The organism is Nonomuraea sp. NPDC049709 (assembly GCF_040674815.1).
GTDB lineage: Bacteria > Actinomycetota > Actinomycetes > Streptosporangiales > Streptosporangiaceae > Nonomuraea.
This window is the reverse complement of the sequence record NZ_JBFANM010000048.1, coordinates 1-18937: the sequence shown is the minus strand read 5'-3', so window position 1 is coordinate 18937 and position 18937 is coordinate 1. Positions and strand designations below refer to the sequence as shown.

Sequence of the window (18937 nt, the reverse complement as noted above, 5' to 3'; positions counted from 1 at the left end):
CCTGGCCCCCACGGTCAGATCTTGTTCTCAAAACTCCCGGTTCCTCCCCGTTCCTATACGTCTGTCAACTTCACCCCGCCGGCCACCAGGCAAGCACGCAGCTCGGCGATTTGCTTCTCTGTTGCGTCCACGAGCGGCAGCCGCACCGGACCGACCGGCACCCCCACCATGCTCAGTGCCGCCTTTGCCATGATCGCGCCGCCCGCACGCAGCATGATCCCGTCCACCACGGGTGCCACCTGGCTGTGTACGGCCAGGGCCTGGGCGACGTCGCCGTTCTTGTGCAGGTGGATCATACGCGCCAACTCGGCACCCACCACGTGCCCGACGACGCTGACGAACCCGGCCGCGCCAAGGGAGAGCCAGGCCAGGTTGAGCAGGTCGTCGCCGGAGTAGAAGGCGAGATCCGTCGAGGTCATCACCTGACTGGCGGCGAACAGGTCTCCCTTGGCGTCCTTCACGGCGACGATGCGCTCGTGCTGCGCCAGCCGGATCAGGGTCTCAGTCTTGATCGGTACGCCGCTGCGTCCCGGAATGTCATAGAGCATCACGGGAAGGTCGGTCGCGTCGGCGACGGCGGTGAAGTGCCGATACAGGCCCTCTTGCGGGGGCTTGTTGTAGTACGGCGTCACCACCAGCAGGCCGTGCGCACCGGCACGTGCTGCCTGCTTCGCGAGTTCGACGCTGTGACGGGTGTCGTTGGTGCCGGCGCCGGCCACCACTGTCGCGCGATCGCCGACCGCATCGAGTACAGCGCTGACGATGCGCTGCTTCTCGTCGTCCGAAGTGGTGGGCGACTCGCCGGTCGTCCCATTGACGATCAAGCCGTCATTGCGCTGCTCGTCCACCAGATAGGTGGCAAGCCGTCGCACAGCCACGTAATCGACCTCGCCGTCGGAAGTGAACGGCGTGACCATCGCGGTCAGCATACGGCCGAAGGGCGCGTCGGTGGTTCCAGTTGGCGATGCCATAGTGCGAACGCTACCTGGATTCAGAAATCCATTGGACGTCGCCACCCCGCTTTGCCTGCCTGGAACCGCTTTTTGCCCCCTTTCGCCGGCATCTGGCCCCCCAGCCACCCGACGCCTCGCGACTCAGCCGACTCCAGCAGCCACACCACCGACCACGTTCTCCAATCACACCATACGGCTCAATCCGAGCCCCCTGCGCACCACCGCAAATGGGGATCCAGCAGCGATCCGCCCCGGATCCACGCAATCCCACCCATGTTCACCTGCTTGGCGGCGAGTTCAAGCCCTCCAACCCAACCGGACCGTCTGCCGCCGATGTCACGCGACCACCACCGCTTGGCGAGACATGCATACCCGCGAGTGACACATCACCACCTGCAAGGGCGCGCCCACACTCCACTTCGCCGTTGCGTGCAGATCGATCGGTTACCGAAGCGGCGCCCGGAAAGACACCCGACCCCTGAGCCGTTACGGGCGGGATGGCCGCCCGACCAGCAAACGCCACGGTGGGGCAGGACTCCAACGCATCCGACTCTGCCCCGCCCAGGACCGACCGAAGGATCCCCCGGCGCCGGTCCCAGCAGGCTTCTGGGCACGCACCCGGCCGCGTCGGCTGGGCACGTACCCGGCCGCGCCGGCTGGGCACGTACCTGGCCATGCCGGCGACAGGTGTGTCACGTGCCCGGCCACGTCGAACGAGGTCGAGGCGCGGCTTATGACGTCGCCACGGAATCCATGCCTACTTCGACAGTTCGATCTGGTATCGGATGAAGCCGCGATTCTCGGCCACTGTGTCGTACAGGCGCCGCGCCGTGCTGTTTGACTCGTGCGTGTTCCAGTACACCCGGGAGCAACCGCGCTCCCGAGCCCAATCCGTGACAGCTTCGATCAACGCCCGCCCCACGCCTCTGCCACGGACATCCGGAGCGGTGAACAGGTCCTGCAGGTAGCAGACGTCGGTGTCGGGCGCCGAGGTGTTCCCGTGAGTGAGGAAGTGCGTGATGCCCACCAGGCGCCCGTCCAGCCGCGCCCCCAAGGCGTGCAACCGGCCGTCCGCCTGGAACTCGTGCCATGCCCGGTCGTACATCTCGTCCGGCTCGACTCTCTCGTAGAAGTCGATGTACGCACGGAACAAGCCCTCCCAAACGTCCCGATCGGACGGGAGAAGCCGGCCAATGTCGATCATGAATGTCCCTCGAAGTGGTGCATCCCGTCGTGAGACGGGACAGCCATGGTGCTGTTCGGCGATCCAGAGGCATGGCCTGGTTGGTACGTCGCCGGAACGGCTTCGACGTCACAAGTTAGAAGAAGGTGCCTCTTCCCGGTTACGGCCACTCCATGGCGATACCGGATGACCACTTGCTCATGGCATCAAGGCATTGGCTCTGGTCATGGCGGAGCACCCGTGCGCCGACCCCACACGACCTTCGCAACTGCAGAGCCCGAGACCGTAGCCCTCCCGAGCACAACCGCCGGGCGCCGGGCACCGGACCGCATCTCGATCCCAAGGCATGGAGTGACGGCTGCGAGCGTGCGGGGGCGAGGTTGAGCGGCAAGGTGACGAGGGCCTGTGCAGCGACGAGCGAGGGCGTGAGGCGCGGATGCGGTGACGCGAAGCGCGGATACGCGAGGTGAAGACGTACGACCGACCCGAAGCACAGCACCGCGAAGGCGTACACCCGAAGCCCCGCGACGCAGGGCACATACAACCCCAGACGCTCGACAGCCACATGCGCCCCGAGAACGTCCAACCCGAACTTGCGTAACTTGAAGATTCGCGAGGTAAGGATGGCAGAGTAAGGACACGAGGTTTGAGGATGTCGCTGGTGAGGATGGGGATGGGCGCTGGCGGAAGTGGCGGGCCGGACGTGCCGGTGTCGGTCGAGCCTGCGTTCGAGACACCTCGCAACTTCCCCAAAAACCACATCCGACCAGGGCGTTCGTTACCCGGGAGCGTCGTGGCTCCAGAGGCCGGACATGGAAGAGGTCGCCGATATGTGCTCGGGGGTACACACATCGACGACCTCTACCGGAGAATCGGCACCCCTTACATCTGCGTTACAGGGTTTCTCCGATAATTTTCCGCCATCGCAAAGTTGGGGCTCCAGCAGTCATCGATGACGGTCGGTTACCTGCCGAATACGGCAACATGGGGCAACGCCTCACACGAACCCCCAGGGATGGACTAGTGGCCACCTCAGATCCGGTCTACCTGCGTGTCGTCGAAGACATCCGGCGACAGATCACCGACGGCACCCTTCCCCCCGGCGCGCCGATTCCCTCGCGGGCGCAGCTGACCCGCAAGTATCAGGTCGGCGAGACTGCCGCTCGTCACGCACTACGTGTGCTCGCGGGCGAAGGCCTCATCATAGGCCGCGTGGGCTCGGGTCATTACGTCAGGGAACGCCCCGACCTAACCCCGCTGTACCGATGGCGGTTTCTCGATCACCCTGCCCCCTTCGCCGCCGATCTGCAATCGCAAGGCAGACGTGTGACGTGGGACTGGCACAGCGAACCGGCCGAGGCGGGGCCGGATATCGCCAGGCGGCTACGGCTGCCGGAGTCCGCCACGCTGACCAAAACGCATTATGTCTTCCGCGGAGACGGCAGACCGCTGCAGCTTGCCACGTCCTATGAGCTACGGGAGTTCGCTCCTCACACGGACGAGGAGCGCCGGAGCCTGGTCGCGAGGATGTACGCGCATGGCATAAAGATCACGGAGATCGTCGAAAGCGTACAGACCCGTATCCCTCGCCCGGTGGAGAGCGATGCGCTGGATCTGGCGGCGGGGGTGCACGTTCTGCACGTGGAACGTACCCATTGGGCAGGCGATCGGCCCGTCGAGACCAGCGACATCGTCATTCCGGGCGATCGCTTCCGGGTCATGTACAGCATGCCCGTTTAGGCGGGGAGGCTCGGGAGGCCTCTGGGTGAGCGCTCGATCACCAGGGCCTCCCGGGCCTGACCCAGTGACGACCTGTGGCGTCCTTGGGGAGCAGGGCCGGCCCGACTCGACTCGTCAGGCCTGACGATCACGCACTCGCCGGGCCAGCGTAGGGTCCCGAGCATGGAAGATCATCGACACTGCGCGCCCCACGGTGCTCATCCCAGTGCTTCCTGAGGCTGGCGTCATGCGTGACATTCCCTTCCGCCAGCACGATCGTGCTGCTTCAGGGTGTCTGAGGAACCCGGTGTGGGTCATGCTCCGGTCCGATCTCGGCATCGCCTGAACGCTCGCCGGAGCTTGTGGCATGTCCGGCACGCCGGGGGCCTGCCATAGCACGCGGAACGCGGAACACGGAGACTCATCCCACCGCTCTTTTGCACTCGAACCTCACGCCAGAGCGCGCGTGTGCGGAGGCTTTCGCCCCACCGCATGTAGTACGCCGGGGACTCGTGATCCCGCGCGCAGGGCACGGGTGCTCATATCTGAGCACGGAATACGCGGGGCTTCCGGCCGGAGCGCGAGGAATGTGGGGCTGGTGTCGCCGTTGGGTACGCCGGCTATGGCGAGGGTTCCGACCGCCCCTTCCGACCATGGCAGCCGACTGCGCTCCGACCGTGGCACGATCCATGCGGGCGGCTTGTCGGCGCTCTCTTCTTGTCGCGCTTAACACGGTGCATCGTGAGGCCGACTCGCCGTAACGCCCATGCCAAAGAGCTGACGTACCCGCCCACCGCGTGGGGAGACGCCGCGTGGGAAGACGCCGCGTGGGAAGACGCCGCGTGGGAAGACGCCGCGTGGGAAGACGCCGCGTGGGAAGACGCGCCGAATCCCTCTTGAGCATGGCCTCTGAGCACCTCCATTTGCCGCCCGCGTCGGATGGACTGGTTGGAGGGATGGCCGTGCAGGCGATCCGTGGTGGCTGGAGACCCGCCGGACGCTGTCGCCGCACGAGATTGTCGCGGCGGACGGCCCGTCTGGACGAGCACGCGGATGACCCGCCCGGGCGAGATGGTGATCAACGAGGCAAGCCAAGGAGCCCGGCTGGACTCGCCTGAACGTCCACCCGTGCGATGGCCGCCGGGGACGTTGCGTACACACCATCGTTGCTGGGGCGTGACGGCAGGTGGCGGGACATGACGCCCATGCAGCCACGAACCACTTCGTGGTGAACGTGCAGGTCAGAGATTGTCGGTGGGCGTTGATACAACGGTTGCGGAGGTTGCCGATGCGAGTCAAAGACCTGTCCAAGAGCGATCGGCCGCGCGAGCGGCTCATGTCCATCGGTGCTGCCGCCCTGGCGGACCGGGAACTGCTGGCCGTGCTGCTCGGCTCGGGATTCCGCGGGGCGAGTGCCCTCGACCTGGCCAGCCAGGTGATCGAGCACTGCGGGGATCTCGACGCCCTCGCACGTTCCGATCCGCATCGGTTACTCACTTTGCGCGGTATCGGTCCGGCCAAGGCCGCCCGGGTGACGGCGGCCTTCCATCTCGTACGCCGAGCGCAGGCGTGGCCCGAGCGAGAACGCATCACCAGCACGTCCGACCTGGCCCATGCCTGCGCTCCACTGCTACGCGACCGGACGCAGGAGCGGTTGGTCATGGTGGTGTGCGACACCGGTGGGCGGGTGCTGAAGCGGTCGGTGCTTACCGAGGGTGGGAGCGATCACACGGTGATGCCCGTACGTGAGTTGATCACGGAAGTGCTCACCTCGGGCGGGGCCATGTTCGGTCTTGCGCACAACCATCCTGGCGGATCACTCGACCCGAGCCCGGAGGATCTCGAGGCCACGGCCATGCTCCTTGAGGCGGCACGGACGGTGGGGTTGCGGCTTCTCGATCATCTGATCGTCGCGGACGGATCTTGGAAGCGGATCCCCCTTTAGGGCAATTCATATCTTATAAACCAACTCAACAGCGAAACTCAACTCCTGTGAAGCGCAAAGGGCATGATCCCGCATATAGCGCCGAACCGCGGTTTTCCAAGGGACGACCATGAGAACCTAATGGCGCGGGTAGGCCGTTATGGACGTCAGCCGGCCATTACTCGTCATGGCGTGGTTCCGCGCACCTCCTGGAAGCGCGGGATCACGCCATGGTCTCGCGTGGTCCCGGGTGAAGCCCATTCCTCCCTCTGAGATCTGGGCAGGCGCGTCGCCCGGGATCGCGCGTAGACACACGGTGCGTTGGCGACGGCCCGGCGAGCATGCCGTCGCCTACGGCTTCCGTTTCGTGAATGCGGTAGTCATGTTGCCGATACGGTTGTTGTTCCACGGATGCGGTGACCATGGTTTGATTTGGTGGTCATTGCTCGATGTGGTCGTCATGGCCTGATGCGGCAGCCATGCCTGGTGCGGTGGGTGATGACACGCACTCGGCTTGCGGCCGCGCCTTTCTCGCAGTCGGGAGGCCCGGCTCTGCGGCCACCGCGACTGCCACCGCGACTGCTACTGCTACTGCTACTGCTACTGTCTCGGTCCAGGAGAGCCGAGGGGTCAGTGTTGCGGACGGGGCTCAGTGTGCCGCAGTCGCCCGAGACTAGGTGTGCCGTTGTCGCCCCGAGGATGGGACGCGGGGTCCGTTCGGCAACGGTGTGGCGCCTTTGGCTTTCGCCGCGGGCCGCAACAAAAGTCGGAGCCACCGGTCATGTAACCCCTTCACCGGCCGGTGGTGCAGGCATCAGAATGTGTCTGCGGCCATCGCGCTCGATGTCCTTCTGAACTGCGTCTTCAAAAGGACCGCGATGGCCGTCACCATTTCTTCCACCTCGGCTTTTCGAAGGTCAATCGGTCCAGGGGGAGCAAGAAAGCACGCCTTCCTGACGCCGACAGCACAACGACTGTCATAGCGCCGACGCCGCGAGCGTCCGCGGTTCGACCCTGTGCTCGTAGGAAAAAGCGGACCAAATTCGAGCAGATCACATCAAATTCCGGCATTAGTTGCGACTACAGCATCGACAGCGGACTACGCGAATGGTGGATCTGTGTGCTGAGCGTGGAGGTTTGTGAAGGTGCCGTCATATCGGCAGCGGCATGGTGACGATGCCATCGTCGCGCTCCACGGCGGCGGCGGCTGCCTTGCCTAGCTTGTCGGGCAGTTGTGTTCATCTGGTCGCCAAACGGTCAGCGGCAGGCCGTCCAGGAAGTCTGCGAGGATCTTGTTGAAGACGTCCGGACGCTCCATGTTGGGGTAGTGCCCGGTCCGGTCGATCGACGCCGTACGGCCGTTCGCGACGGTCCGGGTGAGGCGTTCGGCCATGCCGATGTGGTCAGGCGAGTCGACGGCGCCGTTGATGGCCAGCACGGGAACGTCGATCGTGGCCACGCGCTCCCACGTGTCGCGCACCGGGACGAGCAGGTTGGGCTCGCCGGCGGTGTGCTTGGCCATGGTGTCCCGGGCCATGCGGCGCAGGCGGGCGACGACCTCGGGATCGAGATCGTCGAGAGGGCGGTGCGGGCCCGCGCCAAGGAGCGTGAACGCCTCCACCGAGGCGTCCAGGTCGCCGGCGGCCATCGCCGAGTGCCAGGTGGTCATGGCCTGGGTGGTCCAGGGGTCGGTGAAGTAGGGCTCGCTGGTTCCGGCGCCGCCGACCACCACGGCGCTCACCAGGTCCGGGTGCTCCAGTGCGGTGTCGACGGCGACGCTCGCGCCCATGGAGACGCCCACCAGGATCGCGGGGCCGATGTCCAGGTGGCGTAGCAGCGCGACCAGGTCGTCGGTCAGCCGGTACGGCTCCGTACCGTTGGCAGAGCGGCCGTGACCGCGGGCATCAGGGGCGATGACCCGGTAGCGCGAGGCGAAGGCCGGGATCTGGTCCTCCCACATGCGGTGGTCGAGGAAGCCGCCGTGCAGCAGGACGAGGGGGCGGCCGGTGCCGGTGTCGAGCCAGAACAGATCCTTCATGACAACTAAGGTGTCATTTCTGGAGAAGGATGACAACCTAGGTGTCATCATGGAGGGGTGAGTGAGACGGATCCGGCCCAGGTGCCCGGAGAGCTGACCGACCGGCTGACCGAGGTGTTCGACCTGGTGGGGCCGCTGTACCGGCGTGCCCAGCGCAAGGTGGAGCAGGACGCGCCCATCGAAGGGCTGTCGGTCGGGGTTCGGGCGGTGCTCAATCTGCTCCGCGAGCACGGCCCGATGACCGTTCCCCAGATGGGCCGGGCTCAAGCGCTGAGCCGGCAGTTCGTACAGCGCATGAGCAACGACGCGGCCGAACGAGGTCTGGTGGAGTTCGTCGCCAATCCGGCGCACAAGAGGTCCTCGCTCATCCGGCTCACCGGTGACGGCCGGACCGCGATCAACGCCGTGATGGACCGTGAGCGTGCGGTGCTGCGCCAGGTCGGTGGCGACCTGACCGAGGCGGAGGTCGCCGCCTGCCTCCGAGTGCTCTCCCGTCTCCTCCGGCTTCTCGACGACGTCGAGGTGGATTAGGGCGAGCCGCATGGCTGGCGGTGGCGGGCACGACAAGGCAAGGCGGTCCGGTCTGGTGCCCCGGTTCGTGGCCGTGCTGGGGCTCGTCGGCGGACTGCTGGTCCTGGCGTCGGCGGTGGCCGTGGGCGGCCAGGGCGGGACATTCGGCGGGTTCGGGCAGCCGGCGAAGCGGGGGCGGTCGTGGCGGTCCCGATGTTCGCCTGGGAGTTGTCGCCGGCGGCCGGCTCATCGTCCGCGGAGTCGAGCGGGATGCGATGGACGCGCTCGCCGTCTGACGGGCGCCCCGCCGGCGCGACCGTGCCAGGAGGCGCCTCGGCGGTATTCCCGCAGGCAGGGCCGGTGCCTGTTCTATAATCCGGGCGTGCTGGATCGCGCGGGGCCCGTGCCCATATACAAGCAGGTCGCCGACCTGGTTCGCGATCAGATCGAACGCGGTGAGCTCGGCGCCGGCGATCCCGTCCCCAGTGAGGCCACCCTCGAGAGGCACTACGAGATCGCCCGGACCACCGCCCGGCGGGTGGCCCGGGAGCTGCGGGAGCAGGGGCTGGCGTACACGATTCGGGGCGAAGGCACGTTCGTCGGGCGGCCTGGCACGCCGCGGTCGCCGAGGAGGATGCCGATTTATCGGAAGATCGCCGGAGAGGTCGCCGAACGTATTCAGCGGGGCGAGATTCCCCCCAACCGGGCAATTCCCGGCGAGAAAGTGATGATGCGCCAATATGGCGCCGCAAAGGTGACCGTACGCCAGGCCGTCGCGCATCTCCGGGATCAGGGCTGGGTCTTCACGGTGCCATATCGGGGCACATACGTGACCGACCCCGAAAAATGGCCCATAAATCAGGGTTCTTGATTGCCCCTCCTTTGGCGGGGCCATTGGATTACCCTTGAGGCGTGCTGAATCGCGAGGGTGACACCTATCTATATCTGCAGATCAGCGAGGTCATCAGGGCGCGTATCATCGCCGAGCTCTCCCCTGGAGATCTCGTGATCAGCGAGGCGGGGATCCAGCGGGAGTTCAAGGTCGCGCGCACCACCGCGCGCAGGGCGATTCGCGTGCTGCGGAACCAGGGGCTGGTCCACACGCGGCAAGGAGAGGGAACGTTCGTCAACGTCCCCGGGCAGACCGGCCCCTCGGGGCGGCGGACGCCGTTCTATCGACATATCGCCGGTGAAATCCGGGAGCGAATAAGAAATCGCGAACTCGTGGCGTGCCAGCTGATTCCGAGCGAGGTCGAGCTGGTGCGTGAATACGGGGCCGCGCGCGAGACCGTACGCCGGGCCATTGCCGTGTTGCGCGAGGAGGGATGGGTGTACAGCGTCCCGCATCGCGGGAGTTATGTCGCTCCCGAAGAGCAGTGGCCCTCCGACGATTAAGCCAGCCCAGGCGCCGCCGGCCGGCAAGGGTCAGAAGACCGGGATGATTTCCTCCGGGTCGATGAAATCGACCTGTACGCCCTCCAGGTCCAGCTCCGGAATGGCCGGGAAGGCGATCCCCCAGCGTTCCACGATCGCGCGAATTCTCGCCATCGCCACGCGCCAGTTCTCCGCCTGCTCGTCGTACGACAGGACGCCCAGCCCCGCCTCCCTGGCGTGGTCCATGAGGACGCGGTGGTTGCCCAGGAAGTACGGCGGGAGCTCCCAGAAGCCCTCAGGCGGTTCCCAGAGAATCATGCTGAGGAAGACGAAACCCGCTCTGAGCTGACGGGTGATGAGGGCACGCGTGTCCTCCGTGAGGCCCGGCCATTCGTTCTCCAGGATGGTCATGCAGATTTGCAGATGGCGGGACTCGTCGCGGCCGATGCGCTGGAACATCTCGCTGAAGACCGGATGCCGGGTGCCCGACGCCATGCCCCTGAACAGGGTGGATGCGGCCATCTCCCCCATCATGAAGCTGGTGAACAGGACCGGCAGCGAATATCTCCCCACGGCGGAGGTGTAGCCGACCCAGTAACGACCGCCGTTGTGATAGAGCCAGCCGATGTTGTTGTGCGCGGCGGATTCGAGGTCGTCGGACGGGGTCCAGTTGAGCGGGCCGCCCGGCCAGAGTTTGGCGATGGTGCGCTGGCAGCATTCCTCGTGGTTCATCTCGTCACGAGTGATCGAGAAGAAACACTTCCTGACGGGGTCCTCTTCGTGCTTCTCGAAGGCCTGGATGGTGGCCCGGGCGAACACCGCGGGCCCCGAGGCGTCGAAGTTCGCCAGGACCGCGAACCAGTACATGATGCCCAGGCGCTGCTCCCGCGTGAAGTCGTCCGGGCTCAGGCCGTCCCAGGGAAGGTCGGCCGGGTTCCAGAGCACGCGCTTGGACTTCTCGTATATGGCGGCGAGCTTCTCCGTCTCCACTCGCCATTCCATGGGATAGATGTTGGGCTGCGGGATCTCCGGCGCCGGCCAGAAGCCGCCTTCTGGGATCGTGAGGTCCGCCATGGTTGTGACACCTCCTCTCCCATCCTGCGGGGTGGCGTCACGGCTTTCAAGTACGGGCGCGCTGGGTGATGGCCACGCAGACGAGTACGGCCAGCGCCGCCGCCACCGTCGCCGGGCCGAAGCGCTCGCCCATCAGGAACCACGCCCAGATGAGGGTCAGGAGGGGCTGGGTGAGCTGGGTCTGACCGGCCCGGGCTATGCCGCCCCTGGCCAGGCCCGCGTACCAGGGGATGAAACCGATGAACATGGAGACCGCCGACACGTAGGCGAAGCCGGTCACGGCCTGGGGGGTGAGGGTGATGGGGGTGGTGAGGGCCAGGACCGCCGTGATGGGGGCCGTCAGGGGCAGGGACAGTACGAGGGTGTGGGAGATGACCTGCCAGCCCGGGGTGTGCCTGGACAGGCGGGCACCCTCCGTGTAGCCGACCGCCGCCGAGAGGAGGGCGCCGATCAGGAGCAGGTCGGGCCACGACGGTCTGCCCTGGTGCTGGATGAGGGTGAACGTCGTGATGGCGATGGCGCCGGCCGTACATGCTGCCCAGAACAGGGGGCGGGGGCGTTCCGAGGCCCGCAGGACGGCGCAGGCGGCCGTGGCCGCCGGGAGGAGGCCGGTGATCACGGCGGCATGGGCCGTGCTGGCGCCCAGGTCGAGGGCCAGGCCGCTGAAGACCGGGAAGCCGAAGACCACGCCGAGGGAGATGAGGGCGTAGGCGGGCCATTGGGACTTCGGAGGGAGGAGGGGACGGTTGGTGGCTTTCAGGCAGGCTACGGCTATGGCGCCTGCTATGGCGGCTCGGCCTATTGCCACCAGCCAGGGGTTGAAGCCTTGCATCGCGTGGACGGTGGCGGGGAAGGAGCCGGAGAACGCCAGCACGCCCAGGAAGGCCAGGGCCGTGCCTTGGCGGTGGCGCTTGTGCTGGTCTGTGGTGGGCGGCTGGGCACTGTCCGTGGTCGGGGGCTGAGCGCCGTTGGATTGCGCAGAGCCGGACCGTTCAACGCCTCGCCGACGCGGCGACCTCGGGGGACTCACGGCCACCGGATCCGCGGTCAGCCCCGGGGCAGCGGGCGCGGCGCCCGAATGAGCGGATGCGGGGCCCGAATGAGCGGATGCGGGGCCCGAATGAGAGGACGCGGGGCCCGGGTGGGTGGCGGTGGGCGGTGGGAGGCGGTTCGAGGGGACAGGGACCGCTACTCCTTCGGGGACAGTAGCGCTATTCTCATCCTTCATGGACAACGATAGCAGTATCGCCCAGATCGCCGCGATGCTGCGCGAAGAGGCCGACCGGCTGGGGCCGGGGGCACGGTTGCCGTCCAGCCGGGAGATCATGCGCCGGCACAACGTCAGCCCCGTCACCGTGTCCCGGGCCATCGGGCAGCTCACCGCCGAAGGGCGGGTGGTGACGAGGCCGGGCAGTGGCGCGTTCGTGGCGCAGCGGGTCAGCCGCGCGCAGGACGCCGCCGACCTGTCCTGGCAGACCGTGGCCCTCGGCGATCGGGTGGTCGACGAGGGGCCCGTCTCGATGCTGCTGGGGGCGGCGGCCGAGGGGGTGGTGCCGTTGACCGGCGGGTACCTGCGGCCGGGGTTGCGGCCGGACAGGCAGCTCGCGGCCGCGGCGGCGCGGGCCGTACGCCGGCCGGACGCCTGGGCCATGCCGCCCCTGACGGGCCTGCTGGAGCTGCGGCGGTGGTTCGCGACGCAGGCCGGTGGCGACATGACCGCGGCCGACGCGTTGATCGTGAGCGGCGGGCAGGCGGCGCTCACGCACGCGTTCAGGGCCCTGACGGCGCCGGGGACGCCGATCCTGGTCGAGACGCCCACCTATCCGGGGGCGCTGGCGGCGGCCAAGGCGGCGGGGCTGCGGGCCACGGCCGTGCCGATGGACCGCGACGGCGTACGGCCGGAGCTGCTGGCCGAGGCGTTCGCCGTCACCGGGGCGCGGGTGTTCTTCTGCCAGCCCACCCTGCACAACCCCACCGGCGCCACCCTGTCGCTGGAGCGCCGGGAGCAGGTGCTGCAGGTGGCCAGGGCGGCGGGGGCGTTCGTGGTGGAGGACGACTTCGCCCGCTACCTGACCGAGCAGCCGCCCCCGTCGCTGGCGTCCATGGACCAGCACGGCACCGTGGTGCACATCGTGTCGCTGACGAAGATCCTCTCGCCCAGCATGCGGGTGGCGGCCGTCATCGCCAGGGGGCCGGCCGCGCACCGGCTGCGGGCGAGCCAGCTCGTGGAGTCGTTCTTCGTGGCGCGGCCGCTGCAGGAGACGGCGCTGGAGTTCGTGGGCTCGCCGGCCTGGCGGCGGCATCTGGCGACCGTGCACGCCGAGATCATGACCCGCCGCGACGCGCTCGCCGCGGCGCTCGCCGCGCGCATGCCGGAGGCCGAGCCGCACCTGCTGCCGGCCGGCGGGATGCACCTGTGGGTCCGGCTGCCGGCGGAGGTCGACGAGAACGCCCTGGTGGAGGCCGCCAGGCGGAACGGGGTGCTGGTGAGCCCGGGCCGGATGTACTACCCGTCCGAGCCGCCGGGGCCGCGCATCCGGGTCACGCACATGGCCGCCGCCCATCTGGCGGAGCTGGGGGAAGGGGTCCGGCGGCTCGCCGAGGCGCTCTCCGAAGCGACGGCGGTCGGCTCTCCGAGGACGTGGCGATCATAGGCGTCCGGCCCGCCCAGTAGAGTGACGGCATGCAGTTCTCCGCGGAGCTCGTACGTGACGCGGAGCTCGTACGAGACTTCGTGAACACCTTCGACGTCGAAGTCCAGGCGGACGAGCTGTCCTCCCCCGCCGAGCTGGCCCTGTGGCTGCGCGAACGCGCCCTCGTCGGCCCCGGCGACCGCGCCACCGACGACGACCTCCAGACCGCTCACTCCCTCCGCGAGGGCCTCAGGGCCGCGCTCAGGCGCGAGGCCGCCGATCTCCCGGCGCTCCACCTCAAGGTCGGCGTGCGGGCCGGGGAGCGGCCGGAGCTGGTTCCCGCCACGGGTGGTGTGCAGGGCGGGCTGGCCAGGATCGCCGCGGCGGCCACGGGCGCGTCGTGGGACCGGCTCAAGGTGTGCGCGGAGGGAACCTGTCAGTGGGCGTTCATCGACTCGTCGAAGAATCGTTCCCGCTCGTGGTGTTCTATGCGGGTATGCGGTAACCGCACCAAGACACGGGCTTACCGGGCGAGGAAGCGGGGTTCGCGTCGTCTCCAAGGCTCAAACACCGATACGGTGTAACTCGTGCCTTGTGGCACGAACGGCAGGCGAAGGAGCGGGCCGAGATGGCAGACGTAGGCGTCCGGGCGGCCCGGCGCGAGGATGTGCTCCAGGTTGCGAACACTCAGATCCGCGCCTGGCGCTACGGCTATCGGGACTTCCTCCCCGAGGGCCCACTCGAGCAGATGACAGGCGCGGCGGCCGAGAAGATGTGGCTGCGCCAGTGGGACGAGGCGATCGTCGCACCTCCCACGTCCATGCATCGGGTTCTGGTGGCGGTGGAGACCATCCTCGACACCGAGGGCTTCCCGGCCCTCGGCGCGGGTGGCAGCGCCGCCCTCGTCACCCCCCGCGGCGGAGAGCGCGTGGTCGGCCTGGCCTCCCATGCCCCCGCCGAGGATCCCGACCTCGACCCCAGCGTGGTGGCCGAGATGCTGACGCTGCTGGTCGACCCCGACTTCGTACGCCGGGGCCACGGCAGCCGCCTGCTCAACGCCACGGTCGACTACCTTCGTGAGGACGGCTTCCGCCAGATCGTCACCTGGGTGTTCGCCGACAACTACGCGGTGCTCGGTTTCCTGGAGTCGGCCGGCTGGGGCGAGGACATGGCCGAACGTGTCCTCGACATGGGCCGCCCGATCCGGATGGTCAGGCTCACCACAGACATCAGCTAGAGGTTGAAGAAGGATATGGCAACCCCCGGCCAGTGGATCGCCGGCGCCCGCCCGCGCACACTGCCCAACGCCGTCGTGCCTGTCATGGTCGGCACCGGCGTCGCGATCGGCGAAGACGGCTTCGTGTGGTGGCGGGCGATCCTGGCGCTGCTCGTGGCACTCTCACTGCAGATCGGCGTCAACTACGCCAACGACTACAGCGACGGCATCCGTGGCACCGACGACCAGCGGGTCGGCCCGATGCGGCTGGTCGGCTCGCGCGCGGCCACGCCGCGGCAGGTGCTGATCGCCGCCCTGGGCTGCTTCGCGCTCGCCGCGGTGCTGGGCCTCGTGCTGGTGCTCGTCACGCGGGCGTGGTGGGTGCTGGTGGTGGGCGCGCTGGCGATCGCGGCCGCCTGGTTCTACACGGGCGGCAAGCACCCGTACGGCTACCGCGGGCTCGGCGAGCTGGCCGTGTTCGTGTTCTTCGGGGTCGTGCCGGTGGTGGGCACGGCGTACGTGCAGACGGAGCAGCTGAGCTGGCCTGCGCTGTTCGCGTCGATCCCGGTGGGGCTGCTGTCGTGCTCGATGCTGGTGGTCAACAACCTGCGTGACGTCGGCACGGACGGGCAGGCGGGCAAGCGCACGCTGGCGGTGCTGCTGGGGGCCGAGCGCACCCGTACGCTCTACGTGGCCTGCCAGGTCGTGCCGTTCGTGGTGGCGCTGGCGATGATCCCGATCACGCCGTGGGCGGCGCTGGTGCTGCTGGCCGCGCCGCTGGCGATCCAGCCGATCCGGACGGTGCTGAGCAAGGCGGTGGGCCCGGCGCTCATCGCGGTGCTGCAGCAGACGGGCAAGCTGCAGATGGCGTACGGGGTGCTGCTCGCGGTGGGCCTGGCCATCATCTTCTAGCGGACGATCCTCTTCTAAGGTGGGACGGTGAAGGATTTCATCGCCGGACTGCCCAAGTGCGAGCTGCACCTGCACATCGAGGGCACGCTGGAGCCCGAGCTCAAGTTCGAGCTGGCCAGGCGCAACGGCCTCGAGCTGCCCTATGCGACGGTCGAGGAGATGCGGGCGGCCTACACCTTCGACAGCCTGTCCTCCTTCCTGACGATCTACTACGAGGGCATGCGGGTGCTGCGCACCGAGCCCGACTTCTACGACCTGGCCATGGCCTACCTGCGCAAGGCCGCCGAGCAGAACGTCCGCTACGCCGAGATCTTCTTCGACCCGCAGGCGCACACCTCGCGGGGCGTGCCGTTCGACGTGGTGATCCGGGGGCTGCGCCGGGCGCTGATGGACGCGTACGCGCAGCTCGGGGTGCGGGCGCAGCTGATCATGTGCTTCCTGCGCGACTTCCAGGCCGAATACGCGATGGCGACGTTGCTGGAGTCGCTGCCGTACAAGGAGTGGATCGCCGGGGTCGGGCTGGACTCCGACGAGAAGGGCAACCCGCCGAGCAAGTTCGCGGCGGTCTACGAGCGGGCCCGGCAGGAGGGCTACCTGCTGACCATGCACTGCGACGTGGACCAGGACAACGCGATCGAGCACATCCGCCAGGCCATCGAGGACATCGGCGTCGACCGGATCGACCACGGCGTCAACATCCTGGAGGACCAGCGGCTGGTCGAGGCCGTGCTGGCGCGGGGCATCGGGCTGACCTGCTGCCCGATCTCCAACGGCTACGTCACCGAGTCGATGAAGGCCGAGGGCATCCGCAAGCTGATGGACCTGGGCGTGCGGGTGACGATCAACTCCGACGACCCGGCCTATTTCTCCGGTTACGTGGCGGAGAACCTGGTGGCCGTCCAGGAGGCCCTGCAGCTCGGCCGGGAGGAGCTGGCCCAGCTCCAGCGCAACGCCTTCGAGATCACCTGGCTGCCCCGGCAGCTCAAGGACGCCTATGTCGCCGAGGTCGACGCTTATGTCTCGTGACGGCGTCATCGAGCCGCTAGCCTAGGAACACAACCGTGCACCCCGACGCAGCGAGCGCGAGGGATCGTGGTCAACCGGCTGAGCGTGCCCAGCGGCATCGAGGAGTTCGAGCGGGCACTCGCTGAGTGCGTCACCATCGCAGAGCGGGCGATGCCCGACTCCCCGATGCTCAGTGTCGCGCTGTGCGCGGAGGGAGGCCTGCGCACCGTGGCCCGCTCGCATGCCCGGGCCGAGCTGCTCGACGGGTTACAGGTGACCACGGGGCAGGGGCCCGTCCTCGACACGATCGACAGCGGGCGGCCGGTGACAGCGCGCGACCTGGCCGCCGAATCCCCGTGGCCGCGTTTCACGGCGGAGTGGCCGGAGATACGCGCCGTGCACTGCGAGCCGCTGGAGTCGGAGGGCGCGCTGCTCGGCGTGCTCACGCTCTACTCCTACCGCTCGGCCGGGTTCGCCGGGGAGACCCGGGTCGCCGTGGGTGTCACCGCCGCCCACATCGGCCTGCTGTTCCGTACGGCGCTGGACGTGGCCCGCATGCGTGAGGTGGCGGCGCAGCTCAAGGAGGCGCTCACCACCCGTGCGATCATCGACCAGGCGCTCGGCATCGTCATGGCGCAGCGCCGCTGCACCGCCCAGCAGGCGTTCGAGGTCCTCCGCCACGTCTCCCAGGACCGGAACGTCAAGCTGCACCAGATCGCGGCCTCGATCGTGGAGCAGGTGAGCGGCGAGCCGGCGCAGCGCTCCCGCTTCGAGGAGCCGCCGCCCCGCATCGAGCGCTGACGCGCACGAGGTCGCGGACGGAGGGACGTCGGCGGCGAGGCATCATGGAGTGAGCTTTCCGAGGATGGGACCTGACCACGTGCGGCACGAGAAGACCCCCGTCCTGGCGGTGACCCCGGGGCCGGCCTCGGGGTCAGGGGGGCGATCGTCGGCAACCTGCGGCGCACCCGGCTGGCCCGCGGGTTCAGCGTGGGCGAGCTGGCCGAGCTGACCGGGGTGAGCAAGGCGCTCATCTCACAGATCGAGCGGGGCGTGGCCAACCCGACGATCGAGGTGCTGACCAGGCTGGCGACCTCGCTGGACCTCACGTTCGCCGAGCTGACCAGGACCCACCTGGTGGAGGCTCGCCCGCCCGAACGCACGCCGACGACCATCCGGTGCCCCGGAGCTCGGCGTGCGCCGCGCAGCGTCCGGGGGTCGTCGTCCACCCGGCGGCCGTCGATGTGCACCTGCCCGTCCGACTCCAGCCCGGCGGGCAGCAGCCCGAGCAGCGCGCGCACGGTCAGCGACTTGCCGACGATCGCCACCGACTCCCCGGGGCCGGCCTCGAAGGACACGTCGGAGAGCGACGTACGCCCGGAGGCGGGGTGCCATACGGTCAGGCGACGACGTAGTTCATGATGCCCGCCTCCTTGCCCGCGTCCAGCGAGCCGATGGAGGACGGCAGGGCCACCCGCAGCGTTGTCCAGAGGAGCCTGCCCGGACGGTGGCGCGGTGGCGTCGTCGGAGCCGCACGCGGGCAAGAACGCCGGGAGGGCCGCGACGAGCGCGGCGGACCGCAGGATGGAACGCCGGAAGAGGGGCAGTTCGGCCACCGGAGGACCCTGCTTTCACGCGACCGGCCAACCCGCCTAGCTGCAGTGTCTACCGGCGAATCCAATTGGCACATGAGAGCATTCGGTCGTTCCGTCGCCGGTCGGACCCACTCCTCGAATGGGGAATACGGAGTCAGGGTCAGGCGCGGCGCATGACCACGCGCGGCGCGACCTCGATGCCCAGCTCGCGCTCGTGCTCGACGAGCGCTCGCAGCTCCGGGCCCCACTCGGCCTCGGGCATCACGGAGAAGCCGTGCCGCGCGTACCAGGGCGCGTTCCAGGACACGTCCCGGTACGTCGTCAGCGTCACGGCCGGCGCGCCGGCGGCCCGCGCGTGGTCGATCACGGCCGCCACCAGCCGCCCGCCGATCCCCTGGCGCATGCTGCCGGGGTGCACGGCGAGCTGGTCGAGGTGCAGGTTGCCGTCGACCCATCCGATCAGCGCGAAGCCGGCCGGAGGCCTCCCCTCGACCAGCACGGCGCCGGGGTCGTCGACCTCTTCGATCATCGTGGTGCCGGGCGGGAACACAATGCCCACCTGCTCGAACAGCCGGTCGGCGGCCAGCTCGATGGAGACCAGCCCGGGCAGCTCGCTCGCTTCCGCCCATCGCACCATGGCGACACGATCTCATGTTTCAGGCGGATGTCGCAGCTCGTATTAGGGTTGAAGATCGTAGGCCCGGCTGTGCGGAGCCGGGACCCTCTCCTCACGACGTGCCCACGGCCCGACCCGGGTCGCCCGGACGATCAGCCGGCCTCCGGCGTTCACGGTGGCGCCGG

General features: G+C 68.3%; 18 protein-coding genes. 12 read left to right on the top strand and 6 right to left on the bottom strand.

Annotated features, from left to right (window positions below):
* Positions 1 to 53: 53 nt before the first annotated feature.
* On the bottom strand, positions 54 to 971 hold the full coding sequence (gene dapA, locus AB0J69_RS38645) for a 4-hydroxy-tetrahydrodipicolinate synthase (RefSeq protein ID WP_364128179.1): 918 nt from the start codon (positions 969 to 971) through the stop codon (positions 54 to 56).
* Positions 972 to 1710: 739 nt separating this feature from the next.
* Complete coding sequence (locus tag AB0J69_RS38640; RefSeq protein ID WP_364128176.1) at positions 1711 to 2157, bottom strand: GNAT family N-acetyltransferase; 447 nt, start codon at positions 2155 to 2157, stop codon at positions 1711 to 1713.
* 1002 nt (positions 2158 to 3159) lie between these two features.
* Between AB0J69_RS38640 and AB0J69_RS38635 the strand changes: the two genes are divergently transcribed.
* Both AB0J69_RS38635 and radC read left to right on the top strand, forming a co-directional pair.
* Entirely contained in the window at positions 3160 to 3876 is a 717-nt protein-coding gene (locus tag AB0J69_RS38635; protein ID WP_364128173.1) for a GntR family transcriptional regulator, read from the top strand.
* A gap of 1204 nt (positions 3877 to 5080) precedes the next feature.
* A complete protein-coding gene (radC, locus tag AB0J69_RS38630) occupies positions 5081 to 5800 on the top strand; it encodes a DNA repair protein RadC (RefSeq protein ID WP_364128170.1) in 720 nt (239 codons plus the stop codon).
* 1195 nt (positions 5801 to 6995) lie between these two features.
* Here radC and AB0J69_RS38625 read toward each other — a convergent pair.
* Positions 6996 to 7817, bottom strand: a complete 822-nt coding sequence (locus tag AB0J69_RS38625) for an alpha/beta hydrolase (RefSeq protein ID WP_364128167.1) — start codon at positions 7815 to 7817, stop codon at positions 6996 to 6998.
* Positions 7818 to 7874: 57 nt separating this feature from the next.
* Between AB0J69_RS38625 and AB0J69_RS38620 the strand changes: the two genes are divergently transcribed.
* From AB0J69_RS38620 to AB0J69_RS38610, 3 genes are all read left to right on the top strand, one after another.
* Entirely contained in the window at positions 7875 to 8348 is a 474-nt protein-coding gene (locus AB0J69_RS38620; RefSeq protein ID WP_364128165.1) for a MarR family transcriptional regulator, read from the top strand.
* Positions 8349 to 8709: 361 nt separating this feature from the next.
* Complete coding sequence (locus AB0J69_RS38615) at positions 8710 to 9198, top strand: GntR family transcriptional regulator (RefSeq protein WP_364128162.1); 489 nt, start codon at positions 8710 to 8712, stop codon at positions 9196 to 9198.
* A 41-nt stretch (positions 9199 to 9239) separates the two neighbouring features.
* Entirely contained in the window at positions 9240 to 9722 is a 483-nt protein-coding gene (locus AB0J69_RS38610) for a winged helix-turn-helix domain-containing protein (RefSeq protein WP_364128159.1), read from the top strand.
* A gap of 30 nt (positions 9723 to 9752) precedes the next feature.
* On the opposite strand, the gene AB0J69_RS38605 is transcribed toward AB0J69_RS38610, so the two are convergent.
* The gene (locus AB0J69_RS38605; RefSeq protein ID WP_364128156.1) at positions 9753 to 10775 is read right to left on the bottom strand and encodes a hypothetical protein; all 1023 of its coding nucleotides are present in this window, start codon (positions 10773 to 10775) and stop codon (positions 9753 to 9755) included.
* 46 nt (positions 10776 to 10821) lie between these two features.
* The gene (locus tag AB0J69_RS38600) at positions 10822 to 12003 is read right to left on the bottom strand and encodes an EamA family transporter (protein WP_364128154.1); all 1182 of its coding nucleotides are present in this window, start codon (positions 12001 to 12003) and stop codon (positions 10822 to 10824) included.
* Between AB0J69_RS38600 and AB0J69_RS38595 the strand changes: the two genes are divergently transcribed.
* The 7 genes from AB0J69_RS38595 to AB0J69_RS38565 all read left to right on the top strand — a co-directional run bounded on the left by AB0J69_RS38595 (position 12002) and on the right by AB0J69_RS38565 (position 17963).
* Positions 12002 to 13429: a PLP-dependent aminotransferase family protein gene (locus AB0J69_RS38595; RefSeq protein ID WP_364128151.1), complete on the top strand. Its 1428-nt coding sequence runs from the start codon at positions 12002 to 12004 to the stop codon at positions 13427 to 13429. The genes AB0J69_RS38600 and AB0J69_RS38595 overlap by 2 nt on opposite strands.
* Before the next feature lie 29 nt (positions 13430 to 13458).
* Entirely contained in the window at positions 13459 to 13992 is a 534-nt protein-coding gene (locus tag AB0J69_RS38590) for a CGNR zinc finger domain-containing protein (RefSeq protein ID WP_364128148.1), read from the top strand.
* A 44-nt stretch (positions 13993 to 14036) separates the two neighbouring features.
* Positions 14037 to 14645, top strand: coding sequence for a GNAT family N-acetyltransferase (locus AB0J69_RS38585; protein ID WP_364128145.1), 609 nt, complete (start codon positions 14037 to 14039; stop codon positions 14643 to 14645).
* A gap of 15 nt (positions 14646 to 14660) precedes the next feature.
* The gene (locus tag AB0J69_RS38580; protein WP_364128143.1) at positions 14661 to 15536 is read left to right on the top strand and encodes a 1,4-dihydroxy-2-naphthoate polyprenyltransferase; all 876 of its coding nucleotides are present in this window, start codon (positions 14661 to 14663) and stop codon (positions 15534 to 15536) included.
* A gap of 27 nt (positions 15537 to 15563) precedes the next feature.
* A complete protein-coding gene (locus AB0J69_RS38575) occupies positions 15564 to 16562 on the top strand; it encodes an adenosine deaminase (RefSeq protein ID WP_364128140.1) in 999 nt (332 codons plus the stop codon).
* A 66-nt stretch (positions 16563 to 16628) separates the two neighbouring features.
* A complete protein-coding gene (locus AB0J69_RS38570) occupies positions 16629 to 17342 on the top strand; it encodes a GAF and ANTAR domain-containing protein (RefSeq protein WP_364128137.1) in 714 nt (237 codons plus the stop codon).
* Positions 17343 to 17486: 144 nt separating this feature from the next.
* On the top strand, positions 17487 to 17963 hold the full coding sequence (locus AB0J69_RS38565; RefSeq protein WP_364128350.1) for a helix-turn-helix transcriptional regulator: 477 nt from the start codon (positions 17487 to 17489) through the stop codon (positions 17961 to 17963).
* A gap of 333 nt (positions 17964 to 18296) precedes the next feature.
* Here the strand turns inward: AB0J69_RS38565 and AB0J69_RS38560 are convergent, their stop codons facing one another.
* Complete coding sequence (locus tag AB0J69_RS38560; protein WP_364128134.1) at positions 18297 to 18773, bottom strand: GNAT family N-acetyltransferase; 477 nt, start codon at positions 18771 to 18773, stop codon at positions 18297 to 18299.
* Positions 18774 to 18937 lie beyond the last annotated feature (164 nt).

Bases quoted from the DNA above. Each gene is read 5' to 3' on its own strand.
- AB0J69_RS38625 (WP_364128167.1), bottom strand. From the start codon at position 7,817: ATGAAGGATCTGTTCTGGCTCGACACCGGCACCGGCCGCCCCCTCGTC.
- AB0J69_RS38600 (WP_364128154.1), bottom strand. From the start codon at position 12,003: ATGAAGGATGAGAATAGCGCTACTGTCCCCGAAGGAGTAGCGGTCCCT.
- AB0J69_RS38590 (WP_364128148.1), top strand. From the start codon at position 13,459: ATGCAGTTCTCCGCGGAGCTCGTACGTGACGCGGAGCTCGTACGAGAC.
- AB0J69_RS38560 (WP_364128134.1), bottom strand. From the start codon at position 18,773: ATGGTGCGATGGGCGGAAGCGAGCGAGCTGCCCGGGCTGGTCTCCATC.
- dapA (WP_364128179.1), bottom strand. From the start codon at position 971: ATGGCATCGCCAACTGGAACCACCGACGCGCCCTTCGGCCGTATGCTG.
- AB0J69_RS38595 (WP_364128151.1), top strand. From the start codon at position 12,002: ATGGACAACGATAGCAGTATCGCCCAGATCGCCGCGATGCTGCGCGAA.
- AB0J69_RS38640 (WP_364128176.1), bottom strand. From the start codon at position 2,157: ATGATCGACATTGGCCGGCTTCTCCCGTCCGATCGGGACGTTTGGGAG.
- AB0J69_RS38580 (WP_364128143.1), top strand. From the start codon at position 14,661: ATGGCAACCCCCGGCCAGTGGATCGCCGGCGCCCGCCCGCGCACACTG.
- AB0J69_RS38605 (WP_364128156.1), bottom strand. From the start codon at position 10,775: ATGGCGGACCTCACGATCCCAGAAGGCGGCTTCTGGCCGGCGCCGGAG.
- AB0J69_RS38585 (WP_364128145.1), top strand. From the start codon at position 14,037: ATGGCAGACGTAGGCGTCCGGGCGGCCCGGCGCGAGGATGTGCTCCAG.